Source organism: Acinetobacter corruptisaponis (assembly GCF_030053775.1).
GTDB lineage: Bacteria > Pseudomonadota > Gammaproteobacteria > Pseudomonadales > Moraxellaceae > Acinetobacter > Acinetobacter corruptisaponis.
Window position 1 is genome coordinate 1,339,578 of record NZ_CP125669.1, and the last position, 15,142, is coordinate 1,354,719.

19 protein-coding genes are annotated in these 15,142 nt (G+C 41.1%); 2 read left to right on the forward strand and 17 right to left on the reverse strand.

The window, feature by feature from the left end:
- Positions 1-16: 16 nt before the first annotated feature.
- The 6 genes from pgaC to QLH32_RS06525 all read right to left on the reverse strand — a co-directional run bounded on the left by pgaC (position 17) and on the right by QLH32_RS06525 (position 6,303).
- A complete protein-coding gene (gene pgaC / locus QLH32_RS06500; protein ID WP_283268746.1) occupies positions 17-1,273 on the reverse strand; it encodes a poly-beta-1,6-N-acetyl-D-glucosamine synthase in 1,257 nt (418 codons plus the stop codon).
- 13 nt (positions 1,274-1,286) lie between these two features.
- Positions 1,287-3,284, reverse strand: coding sequence for a poly-beta-1,6-N-acetyl-D-glucosamine N-deacetylase PgaB (pgaB, locus tag QLH32_RS06505; protein WP_283269298.1), 1,998 nt, complete (start codon positions 3,282-3,284; stop codon positions 1,287-1,289).
- A 246-nt stretch (positions 3,285-3,530) separates the two neighbouring features.
- Entirely contained in the window at positions 3,531-3,932 is a 402-nt protein-coding gene (locus QLH32_RS06510) for a hypothetical protein (RefSeq protein WP_004760963.1), read from the reverse strand.
- Between the two features lie 378 nt (positions 3,933-4,310).
- The gene (locus QLH32_RS06515) at positions 4,311-4,652 is read right to left on the reverse strand and encodes an FKBP-type peptidyl-prolyl cis-trans isomerase (protein WP_004674912.1); all 342 of its coding nucleotides are present in this window, start codon (positions 4,650-4,652) and stop codon (positions 4,311-4,313) included.
- Positions 4,653-4,682: 30 nt separating this feature from the next.
- Positions 4,683-5,213: a YaeQ family protein gene (locus QLH32_RS06520; RefSeq protein WP_283268750.1), complete on the reverse strand. Its 531-nt coding sequence runs from the start codon at positions 5,211-5,213 to the stop codon at positions 4,683-4,685.
- Positions 5,214-5,301: 88 nt separating this feature from the next.
- Positions 5,302-6,303 carry a CobW family GTP-binding protein gene (locus QLH32_RS06525; RefSeq protein ID WP_283268751.1) on the reverse strand — a complete coding sequence of 334 codons (1,002 nt, stop codon included), beginning with the start codon at positions 6,301-6,303 and terminating at the stop codon, positions 5,302-5,304.
- Between the two features lie 486 nt (positions 6,304-6,789).
- Here QLH32_RS06525 and QLH32_RS06530 point away from each other — a divergent pair, with 486 nt between their 5' ends.
- Complete coding sequence (locus tag QLH32_RS06530) at positions 6,790-6,990, forward strand: hypothetical protein (RefSeq protein ID WP_283268752.1); 201 nt, start codon at positions 6,790-6,792, stop codon at positions 6,988-6,990.
- Positions 6,991-7,125: 135 nt separating this feature from the next.
- Here QLH32_RS06530 and QLH32_RS06535 read toward each other — a convergent pair whose 3' ends face one another.
- From QLH32_RS06535 to QLH32_RS06570, 8 genes are all read right to left on the reverse strand, one after another.
- Positions 7,126-7,647 carry an acyl-CoA thioesterase gene (locus tag QLH32_RS06535; RefSeq protein ID WP_279960590.1) on the reverse strand — a complete coding sequence of 174 codons (522 nt, stop codon included), beginning with the start codon at positions 7,645-7,647 and terminating at the stop codon, positions 7,126-7,128.
- A 218-nt stretch (positions 7,648-7,865) separates the two neighbouring features.
- Complete coding sequence (locus QLH32_RS06540; protein WP_283268753.1) at positions 7,866-8,489, reverse strand: MarC family protein; 624 nt, start codon at positions 8,487-8,489, stop codon at positions 7,866-7,868.
- Between the two features lie 52 nt (positions 8,490-8,541).
- Positions 8,542-8,949: a J517_1871 family lipoprotein gene (locus tag QLH32_RS06545; RefSeq protein WP_349307084.1), complete on the reverse strand. Its 408-nt coding sequence runs from the start codon at positions 8,947-8,949 to the stop codon at positions 8,542-8,544.
- Positions 8,950-9,123: 174 nt separating this feature from the next.
- Complete coding sequence (locus QLH32_RS06550) at positions 9,124-9,810, reverse strand: Rossmann-fold NAD(P)-binding domain-containing protein (protein ID WP_283268754.1); 687 nt, start codon at positions 9,808-9,810, stop codon at positions 9,124-9,126.
- Between the two features lies 1 nt (position 9,811).
- Positions 9,812-10,585 carry an SDR family NAD(P)-dependent oxidoreductase gene (locus tag QLH32_RS06555; RefSeq protein ID WP_283268755.1) on the reverse strand — a complete coding sequence of 258 codons (774 nt, stop codon included), beginning with the start codon at positions 10,583-10,585 and terminating at the stop codon, positions 9,812-9,814.
- Positions 10,582-11,262 (reverse strand): glutathione S-transferase family protein, encoded by a 681-nt coding sequence (locus QLH32_RS06560; protein ID WP_283268757.1) that lies wholly within the window; start codon positions 11,260-11,262, stop codon positions 10,582-10,584. The genes QLH32_RS06555 and QLH32_RS06560 overlap by 4 nt, the downstream gene beginning before the upstream one ends.
- A gap of 89 nt (positions 11,263-11,351) precedes the next feature.
- Positions 11,352-11,786, reverse strand: a complete 435-nt coding sequence (locus tag QLH32_RS06565; RefSeq protein WP_267981078.1) for a PaaI family thioesterase — start codon at positions 11,784-11,786, stop codon at positions 11,352-11,354.
- A 40-nt stretch (positions 11,787-11,826) separates the two neighbouring features.
- Positions 11,827-12,693, reverse strand: coding sequence for a metal-dependent hydrolase (locus QLH32_RS06570; RefSeq protein WP_283268758.1), 867 nt, complete (start codon positions 12,691-12,693; stop codon positions 11,827-11,829).
- A 168-nt stretch (positions 12,694-12,861) separates the two neighbouring features.
- Between QLH32_RS06570 and QLH32_RS06575 the strand changes: the two genes are divergently transcribed.
- Positions 12,862-13,305, forward strand: a complete 444-nt coding sequence (locus QLH32_RS06575) for a winged helix-turn-helix transcriptional regulator (RefSeq protein WP_283268759.1) — start codon at positions 12,862-12,864, stop codon at positions 13,303-13,305.
- A gap of 186 nt (positions 13,306-13,491) precedes the next feature.
- Here the strand turns inward: QLH32_RS06575 and QLH32_RS06580 are convergent, their stop codons facing one another.
- Genes QLH32_RS06580 through QLH32_RS06590 form a run of 3 tightly spaced genes read right to left on the reverse strand, consistent with a single transcriptional unit; the run spans position 13,492 to position 15,124 of the window.
- Positions 13,492-13,905, reverse strand: a complete 414-nt coding sequence (locus QLH32_RS06580; RefSeq protein WP_283268760.1) for an NF045616 family extracytoplasmic (lipo)protein — start codon at positions 13,903-13,905, stop codon at positions 13,492-13,494.
- Positions 13,906-14,595: a zinc protease gene (locus tag QLH32_RS06585; protein WP_283268761.1), complete on the reverse strand. Its 690-nt coding sequence runs from the start codon at positions 14,593-14,595 to the stop codon at positions 13,906-13,908.
- Positions 14,588-15,124 (reverse strand): PAAR domain-containing protein, encoded by a 537-nt coding sequence (locus QLH32_RS06590; protein WP_283268762.1) that lies wholly within the window; start codon positions 15,122-15,124, stop codon positions 14,588-14,590. The genes QLH32_RS06585 and QLH32_RS06590 overlap by 8 nt, the downstream gene beginning before the upstream one ends.
- Positions 15,125-15,142: the final 18 nt, after the last annotated feature.

Sequence of the window (15,142 nt, forward strand, 5' to 3'; positions counted from 1 at the left end):
AAATGAATCTTTAGATTCAACGAATACCACGATCAGGACTGATCCAGCGGGCACGTTTTCCATCATTGCGTAGCAGCACTTTCGGAAAGGCGACGATTGTAGCAGTAATCGTGATTAACCAAAATACAAATGGGTACCAAATCATCCAATAATAATTTTTCCCTAAGCTTGGTTCATAACGACTATCCATCCATTTGCTTAAAGCAAACTGAATTAAACAGGTGGCACCCAATAAAATTCCGCTGCCATAGGGTAAGAAAGGCGAGCTGACCACAGTTAATCCAGGAATTGGCAGAATAAAATGCAGCAGCCACATCACTGCCATGATCAACATCAAATAGGACCAGACTAATGTCAAACAAAGTTCCAGCATCAATGGCCATAAGAAGTTCAGCTTAGGCTTAAAGAACACATCAATATTCTTGACCAGCACCTGTGCCCCACCCATCGCCCAGCGTAAACGCTGTTTCCATAAACCGTTCATGGTTTCTGGCATTAAAATCCACACCAGTGCATTTGGTTCAAAACGGACATCCCAACCTGCGCGCTGCAATTTCCAGGTGATATCAATATCTTCAGTCAACATATTCGGAGACCAGTAATCGACCTGATGCACCGCGCTTTTACGGAATGCGGTAATCACACCTGATACCGTGAATAAACGTCCAAAGGTGCGCTGGGCACGTTTAATCATGCCCACAATTGAAGAAAACTCCCCAACCTGAATCCGCCCTAACAGGGTTGAACGGGTACGGATACGTGGATTTCCCGTTACCGCCGCCACAGTCGAATCTTCAAGGAAATGTCGTATCATCCACTTGGCGGCATGTGGGTCAAGCAAGGCATCGCCATCAATACCAATCAGGAATTCAGCATCGGTCATTAGGCTACCTGCCTGCAAACCCATCGCCTTACCCTGATTCTGGGCCAAATGCACCACCCGCAATTTTTCATACTGGCTTGCCAGACGGTCTAGCACCTCGCCCGTGTTGTCGGAACTGCCATCATTGATCGCAATCACCTCAAAATCTGGATAGTCCAGTTGCAAGGCATGGCGAATGGTTTCATCTGCATTCTCCCCCTCATTAAAGCAGGGAATCAATACCGCAACTTTAGGATAGCGTGGCAATGCGTCTGGTTGCTGGTAAGGTGGGTCCTGACGCTCTTTCCAGTAAAAAATCAGTGCCCCAATCATCCATAGATATGACATGAACAATGGATAATAGAACACAAACTTAATAGCTGATGACCATAATAAAGCAATCCAACTCATTGATATGACTCCATTATGGGACAAGCTGAGATGATTTTAGCCCAAATGCGTTATGCATGGTTTTTACATCTGGATGATCCTGAATCGGATCATCTGGATAATATGCAATATGCATGGCGCCTTGTTCATACAGTGACTTGATGGTTGCCGCCATCTCTTCTGAGGGAACTTTCTGGTCATTGCGCCAGTTGGTTGCCTGTAGTTCCATCACCGTTTTCTTAATGCCATTCGGATATTTCTTGACCCGATTTAAAATATCAGTGTAGAACTTGTCTGGATTTTTCACCTGTTCCATATAGGGCATCGCCATAATGGCGGTGAAATCATAACGGTTAAGCGATTCCTCCAGAGACTGTGCATACCAGTTTTCCGCATACGGATTCAGGGCAACCTGTGCATACAGATTCCGTGCAGTCATTAAATAAGGCTGATATTGACGTACCTCGCCTGCAAGCTCCATTGCAAAGTCATCTAGATAACGGGTTTTAAAGGCCGTCCATTTTTGCAGGTCAGCATCATTGTTGCGTATTTTGGCAAGGTCGGTTGGCAAACCTTGTTTTGCATAAGCCGCCAATGCTTCTGGGCTGGCATCTTCATAGTCAGACAAAGTGACATCATCATGGAACAGCAGGCCATCAAATGGGGTTGATTTCGCTAGGTCCTGATAAATTTCCTTAATGGTCTGCCGAGCTTCTGGTGAGAATGGACTTAAACGAATATAGCCCATATTTAAATGCTCACCTGATTTGGCCTGCTGGGTTTCAACCAGCTCATCTGCAACAGGGTCTTTTTTTGGTAATTCCCACGCCAGTAACGGCATCCACGCATATAAACGCTGTACCTGTGTTCTGGTCTGAATTTGCCAGGCCACGCGATTAAACAGGTCTGCACGCATCGGGATATGACGGTTCGGGAAATACACCATATCTGCCGAACCATTCGCATCGGGGTCAGAAAAGGCCTGTAGATAAACGGTGTTTACGCCCATACCATTAATTCGATCCAGTAAATGTCCCAGATTACGTTCCTGTTGCTGCGGATCAGGATCATAGATATAGTCTAAATCGACATGCATGATTTTTTGCGGACGATTATTGTCACCGAGGTTCAGTTCACGGTTCTTGATTTCCTGCGCGAGCGCGCTGGTTGACATATTGCCCTGAATCAAGATACGGCTCATATTCTGAATGGATTGTTTGGCGTGGTCTGCCCCATCATCCAAGGTAATGGTGATCGGCATGCCCAGTTGCTTGGCGGTTTTGACCAACTGCATGTTGTAGCGGCCATAAGGCCAGACCATCACACGAGGTGAACGCAGACCATGTGCCTTTAACAGGTCATTGTTCTTTTTTAGGTCCTGATAGACACGTGCCTGATAATCGGCATCATTTTCATAACTTTTGCTTTTAGTATCATAAATGCGGGTAATGGCGGCAGGCTCCAGATTACCCTGTGGATTTGCATTAATCCCCTGATGCAAATGATAACTATGGCTGGCAATCTCCACCAAGCCGCTATTCTGCATCTCCTTAAGCTCGTCCCAGCTCAAGATTTTGTTCCTTGCGATGCTTTCCCCACCAAAATCCACATTCTGGTTCTCTTTCGGTTCCAGCCATGAACCGACCACAGCTAAAACCACAGGGATTTTTTTGGCACGAATTACGGGATAGGCATTTTGATAAAAAGATTGATAGCCATCATCCACCGTCAGTAATACAGGTTTACTAGGCAATTTATACTGGCCTTGATGGGCTTTAATCAGTTGATCCACATTAATAAAATGGAAGCCATTATTTTTTAACCAATCAATATGCTGACTAAACTGCTGTGCAGTAACCGCATAACTTGGGATCAATGCATCTTTATGCTCTGTGATTTCATGGTAACCAATGACGGTTAACGTTGTCGCATCAATTTTTGGATTTGCCGCAAAAATGGTGGTGGTTGCAACCACACCGAATACAAGACCCAAAAATGTTTTTAAGGTCGGAGACACTAAACGTGTTGTCATAGAGATATTGTCTCGATACAGGAAAGTCGCTGGGGACGAAGCAGGCATGAATGGTCTTAGGATTTAGGCAAAATCATAAGCGTTCTAGCGTGTCAGCTGAAAGTAAGGATTGTATTTATAATTTTGCAAACTGAAAATAATCTTAAAAGTATATATTATGAAATTTATCGTAAAATAATAGATATGATGAAAATACAATCATACTCCTAACTTTAATAAGGTTAGGAGTGTAAAACCTTATAGAGATTAATATTCAATACTTTGGAAATTTGGATTTTCCGATAACTGCTGTAAATAGTAGCGCTCTTTCTGGTAGAAATATTTACATAAACGGTTGACCCACTCACCACGGCGGAACGTCAATATTTTTTTATGGATACCATCATATTCCAGCAGCACCACATTGCGGTCATCTTCGGATGAGGCCAGACGGGTAATCTTATAATTATGAGGTGCATGCTGGTGAGCAGGTTGCAAGGCCCTTACGATTTCAACTTTATAATCGCCATCAATCCAGTAATGCCGATCCATAAGCGCCTGTTCATTGACCCAAAATCCTGTTTGCGCCCCATCATGCGTATCAATCAGGAAAAAATGGTCCAGCTCTTTTAATAACTCTGATGCAGTGATATCCAAATAATCATTCATATCATACCTCTACTCATTCAAATTTTTATCGCTTGCCTGAGGCAATTACAGCATTTTTATATTTAAGCAACTATCATACGTGACCAAGCACAACCCTATAGTGACCTTATAAGCAAATTTCCCAAATTTTAAAATATGATTTTTTATTCAGCACATTGTCATTTACAGGGAAATTGCTCTTTGAACTCAAAGATATACAGGACTGTATAGAGAATCAACCATTTTTTCCCAGACTATGAAAAAAATCAGATAAAAAGAAAGTCATTTAAAATCAAAAAGTTATTATATAATTATTAATAATGTTTTATATAACTGATTTTAAAGTGATTTAGTAGAAATTCAAGCCTAAACCACTTTATTGTTTCTACAACGAACGGTCTATTCGTCGCGTGTCTTGACATCAAACAGTTCAATTTCAAAGGTCAGGTTTGAGTTGGCAGGAATAATTTTTCCCATCTTACGTTCACCATAAGCCAAGTGTGCAGGAACAATTAGTTTACGCTTGCCGCCAACCCGCATCCCCATAATGCCCTGGTCCCAGCCCTTGATCACTCGTCCAGTGCCAATCACGGTTTCAAAATAATTCCCACGGTCTATTGAAGAGTCAAACTTGGTTCCATCTTCCAACCAGCCTGTATAATGGGTGGTAATCAGGGCGCCTTTTACGGCCTCTTTACCCTCACCCACTTTTAAGTCAATAATCTGTAATTCCGCACTCATCGCTCTCTCCAAATTTCTTTCAGTTCAACATTATTGCAATTGTTGCCACTGGATGTCGACCTGTCCTTTGTCACTGAGCAAGGTCCATTCACCATCCATGATATTCAGTTGCAACTGCATGGTACGTTCACACAATTGTTCAAGTGCCTGTGTGGTTTGCGGAGCCAGTTGCCAAACCTCGACATTGCTGAGTGTCTTGATCTTGGTATTTTTCTGCCACCAGTCATCTGCCTGGGAACCATAGGCAATCACGGCAACTTTCTTGCAACGCGCGCTAGCTTTCTTTACTTTATCTTCCGATGGACATCCGACTTCAATCCATTTTTCCAGCAAACCTGTCAGGTCTTTCTGCCATAACGCAGGTTCATCAGTTTCAAACAGGTCTTTTGTGAATTCCAACTGCTCATCCGCATAACGCGCATAGGCTAAAATACGCACCATTAAACGTTCAATGGTTTCTGATGGATGCAATGCCAGCGTCAACTGGTAATCTGCATAGATATGCTCATCCATATTGGCAATATTCAGGTCTGCCTTATATATTGTTGCTTTTAACGCCATAAACGGTGCTCTTAAATATAGTGTGTTCAAATTTGGCGCTAAGCATACTCTATTTTATAGGACAACATGAGCCAATTTGACCAACTGGTTATCCATCTCTATTGATACGACACGCCAACAACTGCGTTTCAAATGCCAACCAATCCTGCTGGACTTGGGTAATGATTTCTATTCGGTTATCAATACTTTCTTCCGCCGACTTATAGTTAAACTGTTGGGGATTAAAATTAAAGCTTTTCCAGCCCTGATCGGTATTAAAAATTCCCTTGATACGCACCCAGTCTTGCTGGGCACACAACAGGTCTAACAACTCATAAAAATTAAACTGCCAGCGCTTCGGTAATTTCCACCCTGCCACCGTAAATCCCTGGGCAGTCTCAACATAGTGGTAAGGAAGCTGCTTGATTTCCTGTTCCTGAATGGCGGCCTGTGTTTTTTGCAACTTTAATAAGGGCTGAATTTTACGTTGGACAGGCTGTTGGGCAATATCAATTTTTTCAAGCTCGACCTGTCCCTGCTCAGTCTCAAACCAATGTTGCACATAGGTCTGGTATTCCTGTTTTAACGCCAGATAAGCTTGGTGGTCAGCCTCATTCATCAAATCAATATGTGAGATGACCACGATTTGTGCCGCTTTCAACTGATCGGTATATAAGTTCTGCTGTACCCAGTCTTGGTCATGCAAACGGCTGCCATCCACAACCACCACCAAGGCACGCATTGCCAGACTGCTTTGCCAATGGGGTTCTGTCAGTTGTTCCAGCAATTGTGCGGGATGCCCTAAACCTGTGGGTTCTATAAATAATCGGTCTGGTTTGCTTTCACTTAAAAGACGCGCAAGCGCAATTTGCATGGGCAGTTGACTACTACAGCATAAACAACCACCCAGCAGTTCTTTGACAGCATAGCCCTGTTGTTGACTAATCAATTGCTGGTCAACACCGATTTGACCAAATTCATTCATCAATACCGCCCACACCTCATGTTCAGGCTTTTGGCTCAGTAAATGTTGCAGTAGCGTGGTTTTACCCGCCCCTAAAAAGCCAGAAATAATATGGGTTGGAACAGGTTGAGGTGCAATAAATTTCACAGTGTCTGACAGGTGCAAAAGATTTATTCTAACGGCAAAGTTGCCCATCAAAAAGGAACTTTAGAGATTTTATGGTGATTTACCACAAAACAAACATAACCGACAATTATTTTTATAAATACAAACCGAGTCACAAAAATATCTTCATTTTTTCCATTTAAGCTCATTTTTAAATGGAATATCCAATTATGGATATTTCTTACACAACCAATAAATGTTATTCATCCGTAAACCACAAGATTATTTTTTAATCAACCCAACATATTTACATACATTTCACATCGAAATACCACCTATTGTTTTTACAAATACATTACACAGACGGCCAAAATGATTCAAATTGTTAAGAACAACGTAATAGATTGTTAAGAATATTGCTGCAAATAGATTTGGCACATAGCATGAACTTCATGCCGAAATGAGGAGTTTGGATAAATCGAATTCCATATTGAGGCTGTTATTTTAAACGAAATAAGGATGCCAAACATGAAACTTATTAAGACACTTCTTGCTACAACACTTACTCTTGCTGCCGCTTCAACATTTGCTGCACCAACCAAAGAAGCCAAAACTGAAACTGAAGAAAAAGTTGTTGTTACAACACAGGAGCAACCAGAAACTCAAGCTGCAACAACTGATGCAACAGCGACTGAAGCTGCTCCAGCATCTACACCAGCAAGCAACTAAACTGATCTTAAGGTTCCTCCAGACCTTTAGACCAACATTTGTAATGACTTAAATTTATTTCATTACAAATGTTAAAGATCGAGCCATGCTGCGGTTCGATCTTTTTTATTGGAGAACTTTTTTAATCTTTATCAATCAGCACTGCGTTGATTTCTTGAAAATGCTGCATGAGGGCTGATGGACTTCCTGTAGACGCATCTCCTTACGCTGTTCCGCGGCTTCAAAACGGCAACGCTTCCAGTCGGTATCCAGCTTTAATGATGGAACTTCTTTCGGCTTACGTTCCTCATCAACGGCAACCATCGTGAAATAACAGGTGTTGGTATGGCGAATGGTACGTTTCTGGATATTCTGTGCCTCCACACGTATTCCCACTTCCATTGAAGTACGTCCAACATGATTGACACTGGCAAGGAATGTCACCAGTTCGCCCACATAAATAGGCTCTTTAAAATTCACCTTGTCTACTGACAATGTCACAACATAGCTGCCTGAATAACGGCTTGCACAGGCATATGCCACTTGGTCAAGCAGCTTTAAAATTGCCCCACCATGCACATTGCCTGAAAAATTAGCCATATCAGGAGTCATTAAAACTGACATGGTTAATTCTGACTGGTCATCAGGTGCGTGGTTCAATTGATCTAATGGAGACATGGGGAGAACTCATTGGGAATACAACTATAGTATTATCGTTGATTCAGCCTTTTAAAAATACGCATAAACGCATAAAACATCATCAAACTTTTTGATGATGTTTCATTTATTATTTCAGAATGATTACATTTAAGGCATTTCTTTAAAATTCCACCTCAAATATGGATTGTTTATTTTGAGAAAAAATATTTTCCATATTTGAAAATGATATTCATGGATCAACCGAGGTTTGCCGAACGAATCAGACCTGTCACACCATTGACGATCATATCCACGGCAATGGTACCAATCAGCAATGCGGACAGGCGACCTACAATGTCAAAGTAACGGTCTATATATTTGGCATGTTTATAGCGTAGATGATCATGCCCATATTTCATCAGAATGAGGATGCTACAGGTCAAAAAAAGCGTCAGCGCAATCACTGCCATGGCACCTGTAAATGGCACGGTTACCCCTGTCACAACGGCTGCGCTGATGGTGCCTGGCCCAATCATAAACGGCATGGCAATGGTTCCAGCCAAATGCTCAGGTGCTCCACGCATTTCACCAATGGTTTCAGCACCCTGAAACACATAGCGGTAGCCAATCACCAGAAAGATCAGGCCACCGAAAATCTGGAATGACTCAAAACGTACATTAAGGTAACGGCTAAAAATATTCTCCCCACCCCATGCGAATAAGACAAATACACCAAAGGCAATCAGGCTGCCCTGAATCAGTGCCTTATTAAACACCTTTACTTCTGTATTACGAATCATCCCCACCATATAGACACTCATCAGGAAAGGATTCAGCAATGAAAAAAACAATGCAAATGCATGAATATAAGGAGAAAACATAACAACTCTCTTTAATGTCGCAAATGGAATCTTTTATAAGGAATTTAATTCATTATCGATTGAGAACCTGCTGGCAACGTGCACTGGCCTGCTTGAGCTGATCATCCTTGCCCATGTTGAAAGTTGCCCCCACACCCAATAGGCTCATCTGCATAACTGCGGTTTGGGAAGTTAATTCTTTCACCTTAAACTTAATACCCTGATCGGTATAAAGCTCATTATCCAGTAGCTTGACCTTATAGCTCATCAAGTCCTGACGGTTATCCATACAAAGCTGGCCTCGGCCTTGACGGTCAAGCTTCAATGTGGAAATGGCAGTACCCGTTGTACCTGACCAATAGCCAGAGAATGGGATTTGAGTCGGAGTCAATTGATTAAACTGGGTTGGAGTCATTGTTGTCATTGAAGTACATCCCAACAGACCAAGCGCAAGAGCACCAGACAAAAGAACTTTTTTCACAACCGCCACCTAAAATTAGAAAAATCAAAAAATTCTTATAATTTTCACATATTGAGATGCAGTTTAATCCGCGAGCCATGTATATAAGTCGTAGTACGAATGTAAAAAAGCTTTATTTAAAAATTTAACTTACGCTCTTATTTATTTGTTAATAGATTTGAACAGCCCATTTGCTTATTGAAACAGACTGAGTTCCTGAGTCCAGGTAGAAGCTGGTTGCTGATAAACATGCCAGCAAACCTGTTGAATGGAGTGCATCAACTCAAGGTTCTGACTTTTCCAATATGGCAACATACAATAAGCAATATGAATCCCTTTTGGATGAAACTCCCTTGCCAAGGACTGGGCCAATGCGCGGATACTGGCAAACATACTTTGGCTAAGCAGGTCATTTTGGGCAGCCAGGTTCTGTTGCATACCTAAAAAAATTAATGTGCCTTTACCTTTGCGAAGCATCTGCCGAATCATGGCTTGTGAAATGCTAACCGCGCTTAAACCTGTATTTTGCCACTGCAACTCTATCTGTTGGGCTGATAAAGGATTACTTTCAAGTAACCTTGTAAAATCAGGCTGAAATACACATAGGTCGATCAGGTGACCTGCATGATGAATCTGTTTAATTAAATCTTTTACAGCAGCAGAATTAATTAAATTCAGGCGAACCCTGGTGAGACCCGAATTTAAATGCTCAATCTGAATGTTCTGTTGTGCAGGGTCATGCTCAACCTGACACACATGCATTCTGCTTTTTTTCACCTGCTCAGCAAATGCCTGACTAAGCTGATCTATGTCATTTCCAACGACGACACAGCACTTTACTTTCTGTTTTGATCTAAATAAATGAGGAGTCAGGCGATTCATATTAGAAGTTCTCCTGATAAGGACGCAAGTCCAGTTCATGTGTCCATAAATTACGACTTTGTTGATAAAGCATCCAGTAATTCTCGGCAATGGCCTCAATATTTAAACCGCCACCACCACGTGTCAGCCTGACTAAACGCCCCAATCCCAATAAAGCCTTATTTACACGGTCACCATCTACCATTCCATCCACAACCACATGAGCAACATGAATATTTTGAGGACTATAGATCTGTGCAAGGTTGAGTGCATAACTCCGTAATGCAGATTTTCCCATAGTAAATGCAGCAAAATAGGGTTTTCCACGCAACGAGGCACTTGCACCCGTAAAAATCAAAGTCCCCTGCTGTTGCCGCTGGAAGATTTTCAGGCTACTTTGAGATACCAAAACGGCAGATAAAAAAGTCGAACGCCACATCTGGTTAAAGAACTGGAGAGAGGTCTGCAAGAATATGGAGGGAATATTGCCACCTACATTATGGATGACCGCAGAAAGCTGTTCCTGTTGATGGGAAATGCGGTCAAACAGTGCCTGAACCTGCTGTTCATCTTCGGCATCCAGCCCATAGGCTACAGCATGGCCACCCTTAGCATTGATTGCCGCGACCACAGTCTCGACTTTATTTAAGGTACGTCCAACCACATATACCTTTAATTTTTCCTGGGCAAAACGCCGACAGACTGCCGCACCAATTCCCTGTTCAGCGCCCACGCCCACCACCACAACACAAGCAGCCTTTTCAGGAGCTGTCGAGCTTAGCGCAGACGTATTCATAATAGACCGATCCATTGGGCAATATGGGGATAACTCTTAATTTTTGCGCCCCACACCTTGCTGGTTCTTACAATCTCCAAAAGTTGTGAACCCACTGCAATATCTGCCAATGTTTTGCTTTCGCCAACCAGCCAGCCTGTTTGACCCAATACCAGTTCGATGCGTTCCAGATGACGAATAAACTCAGCCTCAATATCTGCCTTTGCCATACGTCCCGTACCCTGCATCTTAAGTTGCAAGGTCAGCGCTGATTTCAGCAACGGCTTCATCAAAACCAGCTCATGCTTGGGACGGCCTTCAGCACTGATGGCAACGGCATGATCGAGAGCTTCAGCATCACTGACCCGAAAATGAATCTCGTAAAAATAGAGCAACTCATCGGCCCAATCTTCCCAAAGTTCGACATAGGCCTTTTGCATGGGATCGCCTGGATATAAAAGAGGTAAATCTGGATAGGCCTCATCAAGATAACGTGCAATACGCGTACTGTCCTGAATGCGTTTACCATCAATATCCAGTACAGGAACCTTTCCAGCCTTACTAAGCATGGGAACCTTTGCTCCCAATACACCGTTATAGTTCACAGTTTGATAAGGAATTCCCTTGAATTGCAGCATCCTTGCCACTTTTTGGCAGAAAGGTGAAATTTCCCATTGATGTAAAACAACTGAACTCATTTTTATATTCCCATCTTTTTATTCATTGATCTGTATAACAGTCCATCAGCCAATTACTGATCAAGCCCATCATACAGATATTTGGTGATTTAACGACGGATAATCATGTTGGTTGCTGTCGCATGCGCATACAGCTTCCCATCCTCATCACGGAGATAGCCCTCCGAAATCACCAAATTTTTACCAATATTGATGACCTTTCCTTCCGCAATTAGTTTTTTATTAAATGGCATAGGACGGCACATTTTAATTGCAAGATCGGTTGTTCCATACCCCTCACCCGCAGCCAATACGGTATGGGTGGCACACCCTGTCACGGAATCAAGTACAGTAGCGGCGAAACCACCATGTACCCCACCCAGCGGATTGGTATGGCGTTCATCAGCAGTCGCAATAAATACAACACGGCCATATTCAACCTCACCAGCCTCCATCCCCATGGTTTTTGCAATCCCAGGTGCAGGTACCAGTCCTTTCTGAAAAGCCTGCATAATTTCCAAACCCGTCATATTTAATGGATTCATACTATTTTTCCTATGTGATGAATAAAACGTATTAAGATGTTTAATGAATAAAAGTTGATTGTTCAGGAGCTAAACCAATTTTGACTTTTGTCTGGGCCACAATTTCAGACTCATCTGTATCATTGGGATGAAAATCAAAACGATAATAGGAGAAAAACTGAGGCACTAATTTACGATAGGCTTGTAGCGTAAACCCAGCAAATTTTGCCCAGGATTTTAGATTGAGCAATTGTCTATCCCTTGACATTAATACAAACTGATAGGTATTGGAAATCAGGGTAATCAAGACCAGACTAAAGGTAAAAATTGCGACACGGGGAATATAGGCATCCAATCCCCTGCCATAGAGATATTCATACATATCATAGGCAACAGCCTTATGTTCTGTTTCTTCAACACTGTGCCACAACCATAAATCACGAATAGTTTTATCCGTCATTAACTGATTGACATTTTTCATCATTTCCACCACCAGCACAGCGGTGTAATGTTCCAGCCCCACCGTAACCAATAAATTCCATTTCTTTGGAAAAGTACGCTCAATCGCTTTCAGTATAATCCCTGTTGCCTTTTCCAATGATTCAGGGTCTAGACCATATTGCTGGGCACTCACATGAAAAGCATGGTGCTCTTTGGAATGCATGGCTTCCTGTCCAATAAATGCACCAATATCCCGATCAAGTTGTGGATTATTTTTGATGTTCTCGCGCAATGCACGAACTGAACGGACAAAGTAGGATTCTCCCTCAGGGAAAAGTGTAGAAAGTCCCGTAAAATAGTGGGTAAATGTTGATTCATTATTACACCAATACTTCGGCATATCCTGAAATTCATAATCCATACGACGCACAGGAAATGATGCAGGCATTTTTTGCTTTGATTTTTCTTTCACCGCAGACATAGACATAACTCACCTCAAGGATTCATTTTTAAAATTCAAAGTTCTAAAAAGGAACTTATATAGTTTAAAATAGCTAGACCCACATAAGTTGTCAATCTAGTTGATGACGTGACGACCAATATTGTCCTAAAATGACAGCCGTCTTCCTATAAAGATAAATTGATGGAGTATGCGATGAAATGGCATGAACTTGGCGAAATGAATTGCCCAATTGCGCGAAGCCTGTCGATCTTTGGTGATCGCTGGACCTTGTTGATCATCCGTAATGCATTTATGGCAACCCGTCGTTTTGATGATTTTCAAAAGCAGTTGGGTATTACTCGTCATTTATTGACTGAGCGTATTAATCGACTGGTTGAAAATAATATTTTTGAGAAAGTGCTTTATCATGAAGCCCCAAAACGTTATGAATATAAATTGACGGAAAAAGGGCTGGCACTTTATCCAATTATTATCTCTATGAGTACGTGGGGAAATATTTGGCAAAATGAGAACAAGCAGTTTCAGGAATTACGCTATCTGCATAAAAGCTGTGGTCATGTCATCCAACCGAAGTTGACCTGTGACTGCTGTGGTCAAGAACTGCATGCTAAAGAGATGAGGCCTGTGTACCAATAGAGTTGAAGAAAATGAATATTGTAAAATAATATCTTGATAATCTCCATAAATATTTATGGGGATTAAAATAAATGTCTCCTATATTTAATTTGGTACTCTCCCGCTATAACTTTTGTATATCCCATTAAATCAATTTAACCAATTCTAGGATTGAATAAATATTTTTTGCTTTGAATAAATCCTGAATTAATCACAAGTTGATTTCCCAGGCTCAATATGTCTAACTTCCAGCTCATGACTTTTATCTATGATGCAAAGACTGGTATGGAAACTTTTATTTGTATCTAAAATGATTTCGTAAGCAATATTCTTTTCAATTTCTTTTAAAGGTATTAGAACGCAATTTTTTTCGTCTATAGGGAGAGGAACATTGCTATATAGTCTTTCATAAGTACTTCTAAATTCTTTAGTGTAGTCGATCTTTCCTAAATAAATCAAAAATGTATTATCAACACCATAATAAGTTTTAGAATTATTGGTAAATATACATAAATGGTCATTATGTATCGTAGCTTCTAATGGGCGCGGACCTTGACTACAAGTAGCTATTGATAATGCTATTATTAATAGAAATAGGAGCTGTAAGTTTTTTTTTATCATTTAATATCTCGGCAATAATGATTTATCATAAGGGTTCAAAATAAATTCTCTTAAAATCCTTTCGACATATCCTAGAAGTTTTAGACTTTGTCTATGATGTGATCGGTTAGGGTTTACATTTTGCAAATAGCATGCATCAAACCAAAACTCTATTAAACGTCCTTGCTGCTCAAAATTAAACTCATTAAATTTTTTGCCTAAGTCTCGGCCTAATATATCAGTATCATAAGCTTTTAATTCATTTCCCGAATCAGCAGATTGTACTTCTGTGGTATAGCCACCTTTACATAATTGTTTTAGTCCAAACCAACCATTCGGTGTACCTAATTGATACTGCCAAACATGAACCATTTCATGTATAAACCAATGTCGATAATCTCCAGTCGATTGACTAAAGTCAGAATTTTTTAGATAGTCAGAACGAGGTAGCATAATTTCACCAGCAGGTGTCATTGCATTTCCAGTCGCACTATGTAAGTAGCCTCCTATATGAATCCATACTTTTGAATAATCAATTGCATCTTTAAATACCAATTGGCACATCTTAATCTCACCAGAAGTTAGTTTTCTTTTGGTTTCAATTTTTATTTCTGTTGTAGGAGGAGGTTGATTATTTTTTAATTTAGACAACTTTACCGTGGCATTTGCTATAATTATTTTAGCTGATTGAGTCAATGGATTCTTATCCATGCTGATGTTCCTCATAAATAATATTAATAATTATCTCTTCTGCATTGTTATTTGTAACTAGCTCAGTAAAACCTTGATTATCAGTTGTACCATGAATAGTCTCTCCATTTTTATTAATTTCATAACAGACATTACTCAAAGGCTTTCCTGTTAATTGATCTTTTAATTGGAATCTATGCCCATAATTTTCTGAGTTTAAGAAGTTGTTAATATTATTACTTTCAGAAAGTATACTTGATCCATTACTATTCGTAGAGCCACCAGCCATATCCCTTACAACCAAACTCTGCTTCGGCAACAGCTTACATCCACAGGACAAGGCATCATTGACCCGTGCAGCCGCCTTTCCCATCACCTGCATATTTGGGTCACCCACAATAATGGTCGAAACCGTTTGGTGCTTTGGACAAGTCGCCTTGTCGCCAACACAGGCTATCGGGATGTTCTCAACCAAAAAGCTATTATTGCCCGTAATCACCTGCCCTCCGCCTGTCGTTGGACAGCCAATGACAATATAGGGTGTTGCCATAATCACATCCTTCTTAAT

What these genes read in the sequence shown, in the direction of transcription:
- pgaB (WP_283269298.1), bottom strand. Translation starts at nt 3,284, where the DNA reads ATGACAACACGTTTAGTGTCTCCGACCTTAAAAACATTTTTGGGTCTT.
- QLH32_RS06510 (WP_004760963.1), bottom strand. Translation starts at nt 3,932, where the DNA reads ATGAATGATTATTTGGATATCACTGCATCAGAGTTATTAAAAGAGCTG.
- QLH32_RS06550 (WP_283268754.1), bottom strand. Translation starts at nt 9,810, where the DNA reads ATGAATCGCCTGACTCCTCATTTATTTAGATCAAAACAGAAAGTAAAG.
- QLH32_RS06515 (WP_004674912.1), bottom strand. Translation starts at nt 4,652, where the DNA reads ATGAGTGCGGAATTACAGATTATTGACTTAAAAGTGGGTGAGGGTAAA.
- QLH32_RS06585 (WP_283268761.1), bottom strand. Translation starts at nt 14,595, where the DNA reads ATGGATAAGAATCCATTGACTCAATCAGCTAAAATAATTATAGCAAAT.
- pgaC (WP_283268746.1), bottom strand. Translation starts at nt 1,273, where the DNA reads ATGAGTTGGATTGCTTTATTATGGTCATCAGCTATTAAGTTTGTGTTC.
- QLH32_RS06580 (WP_283268760.1), bottom strand. Translation starts at nt 13,905, where the DNA reads ATGATAAAAAAAAACTTACAGCTCCTATTTCTATTAATAATAGCATTA.
- QLH32_RS06565 (WP_267981078.1), bottom strand. Translation starts at nt 11,786, where the DNA reads ATGAATCCATTAAATATGACGGGTTTGGAAATTATGCAGGCTTTTCAG.
- QLH32_RS06590 (WP_283268762.1), bottom strand. Translation starts at nt 15,124, where the DNA reads ATGGCAACACCCTATATTGTCATTGGCTGTCCAACGACAGGCGGAGGG.
- QLH32_RS06555 (WP_283268755.1), bottom strand. Translation starts at nt 10,585, where the DNA reads ATGAATACGTCTGCGCTAAGCTCGACAGCTCCTGAAAAGGCTGCTTGT.
- QLH32_RS06535 (WP_279960590.1), bottom strand. Translation starts at nt 7,647, where the DNA reads ATGTCTCCATTAGATCAATTGAACCACGCACCTGATGACCAGTCAGAA.
- QLH32_RS06560 (WP_283268757.1), bottom strand. Translation starts at nt 11,262, where the DNA reads ATGAGTTCAGTTGTTTTACATCAATGGGAAATTTCACCTTTCTGCCAA.
- QLH32_RS06570 (WP_283268758.1), bottom strand. Translation starts at nt 12,693, where the DNA reads ATGTCTATGTCTGCGGTGAAAGAAAAATCAAAGCAAAAAATGCCTGCA.
- QLH32_RS06540 (WP_283268753.1), bottom strand. Translation starts at nt 8,489, where the DNA reads ATGTTTTCTCCTTATATTCATGCATTTGCATTGTTTTTTTCATTGCTG.
- QLH32_RS06520 (WP_283268750.1), bottom strand. Translation starts at nt 5,213, where the DNA reads ATGGCGTTAAAAGCAACAATATATAAGGCAGACCTGAATATTGCCAAT.
- QLH32_RS06575 (WP_283268759.1), top strand. Translation starts at nt 12,862, where the DNA reads ATGAAATGGCATGAACTTGGCGAAATGAATTGCCCAATTGCGCGAAGC.
- QLH32_RS06530 (WP_283268752.1), top strand. Translation starts at nt 6,790, where the DNA reads ATGAAACTTATTAAGACACTTCTTGCTACAACACTTACTCTTGCTGCC.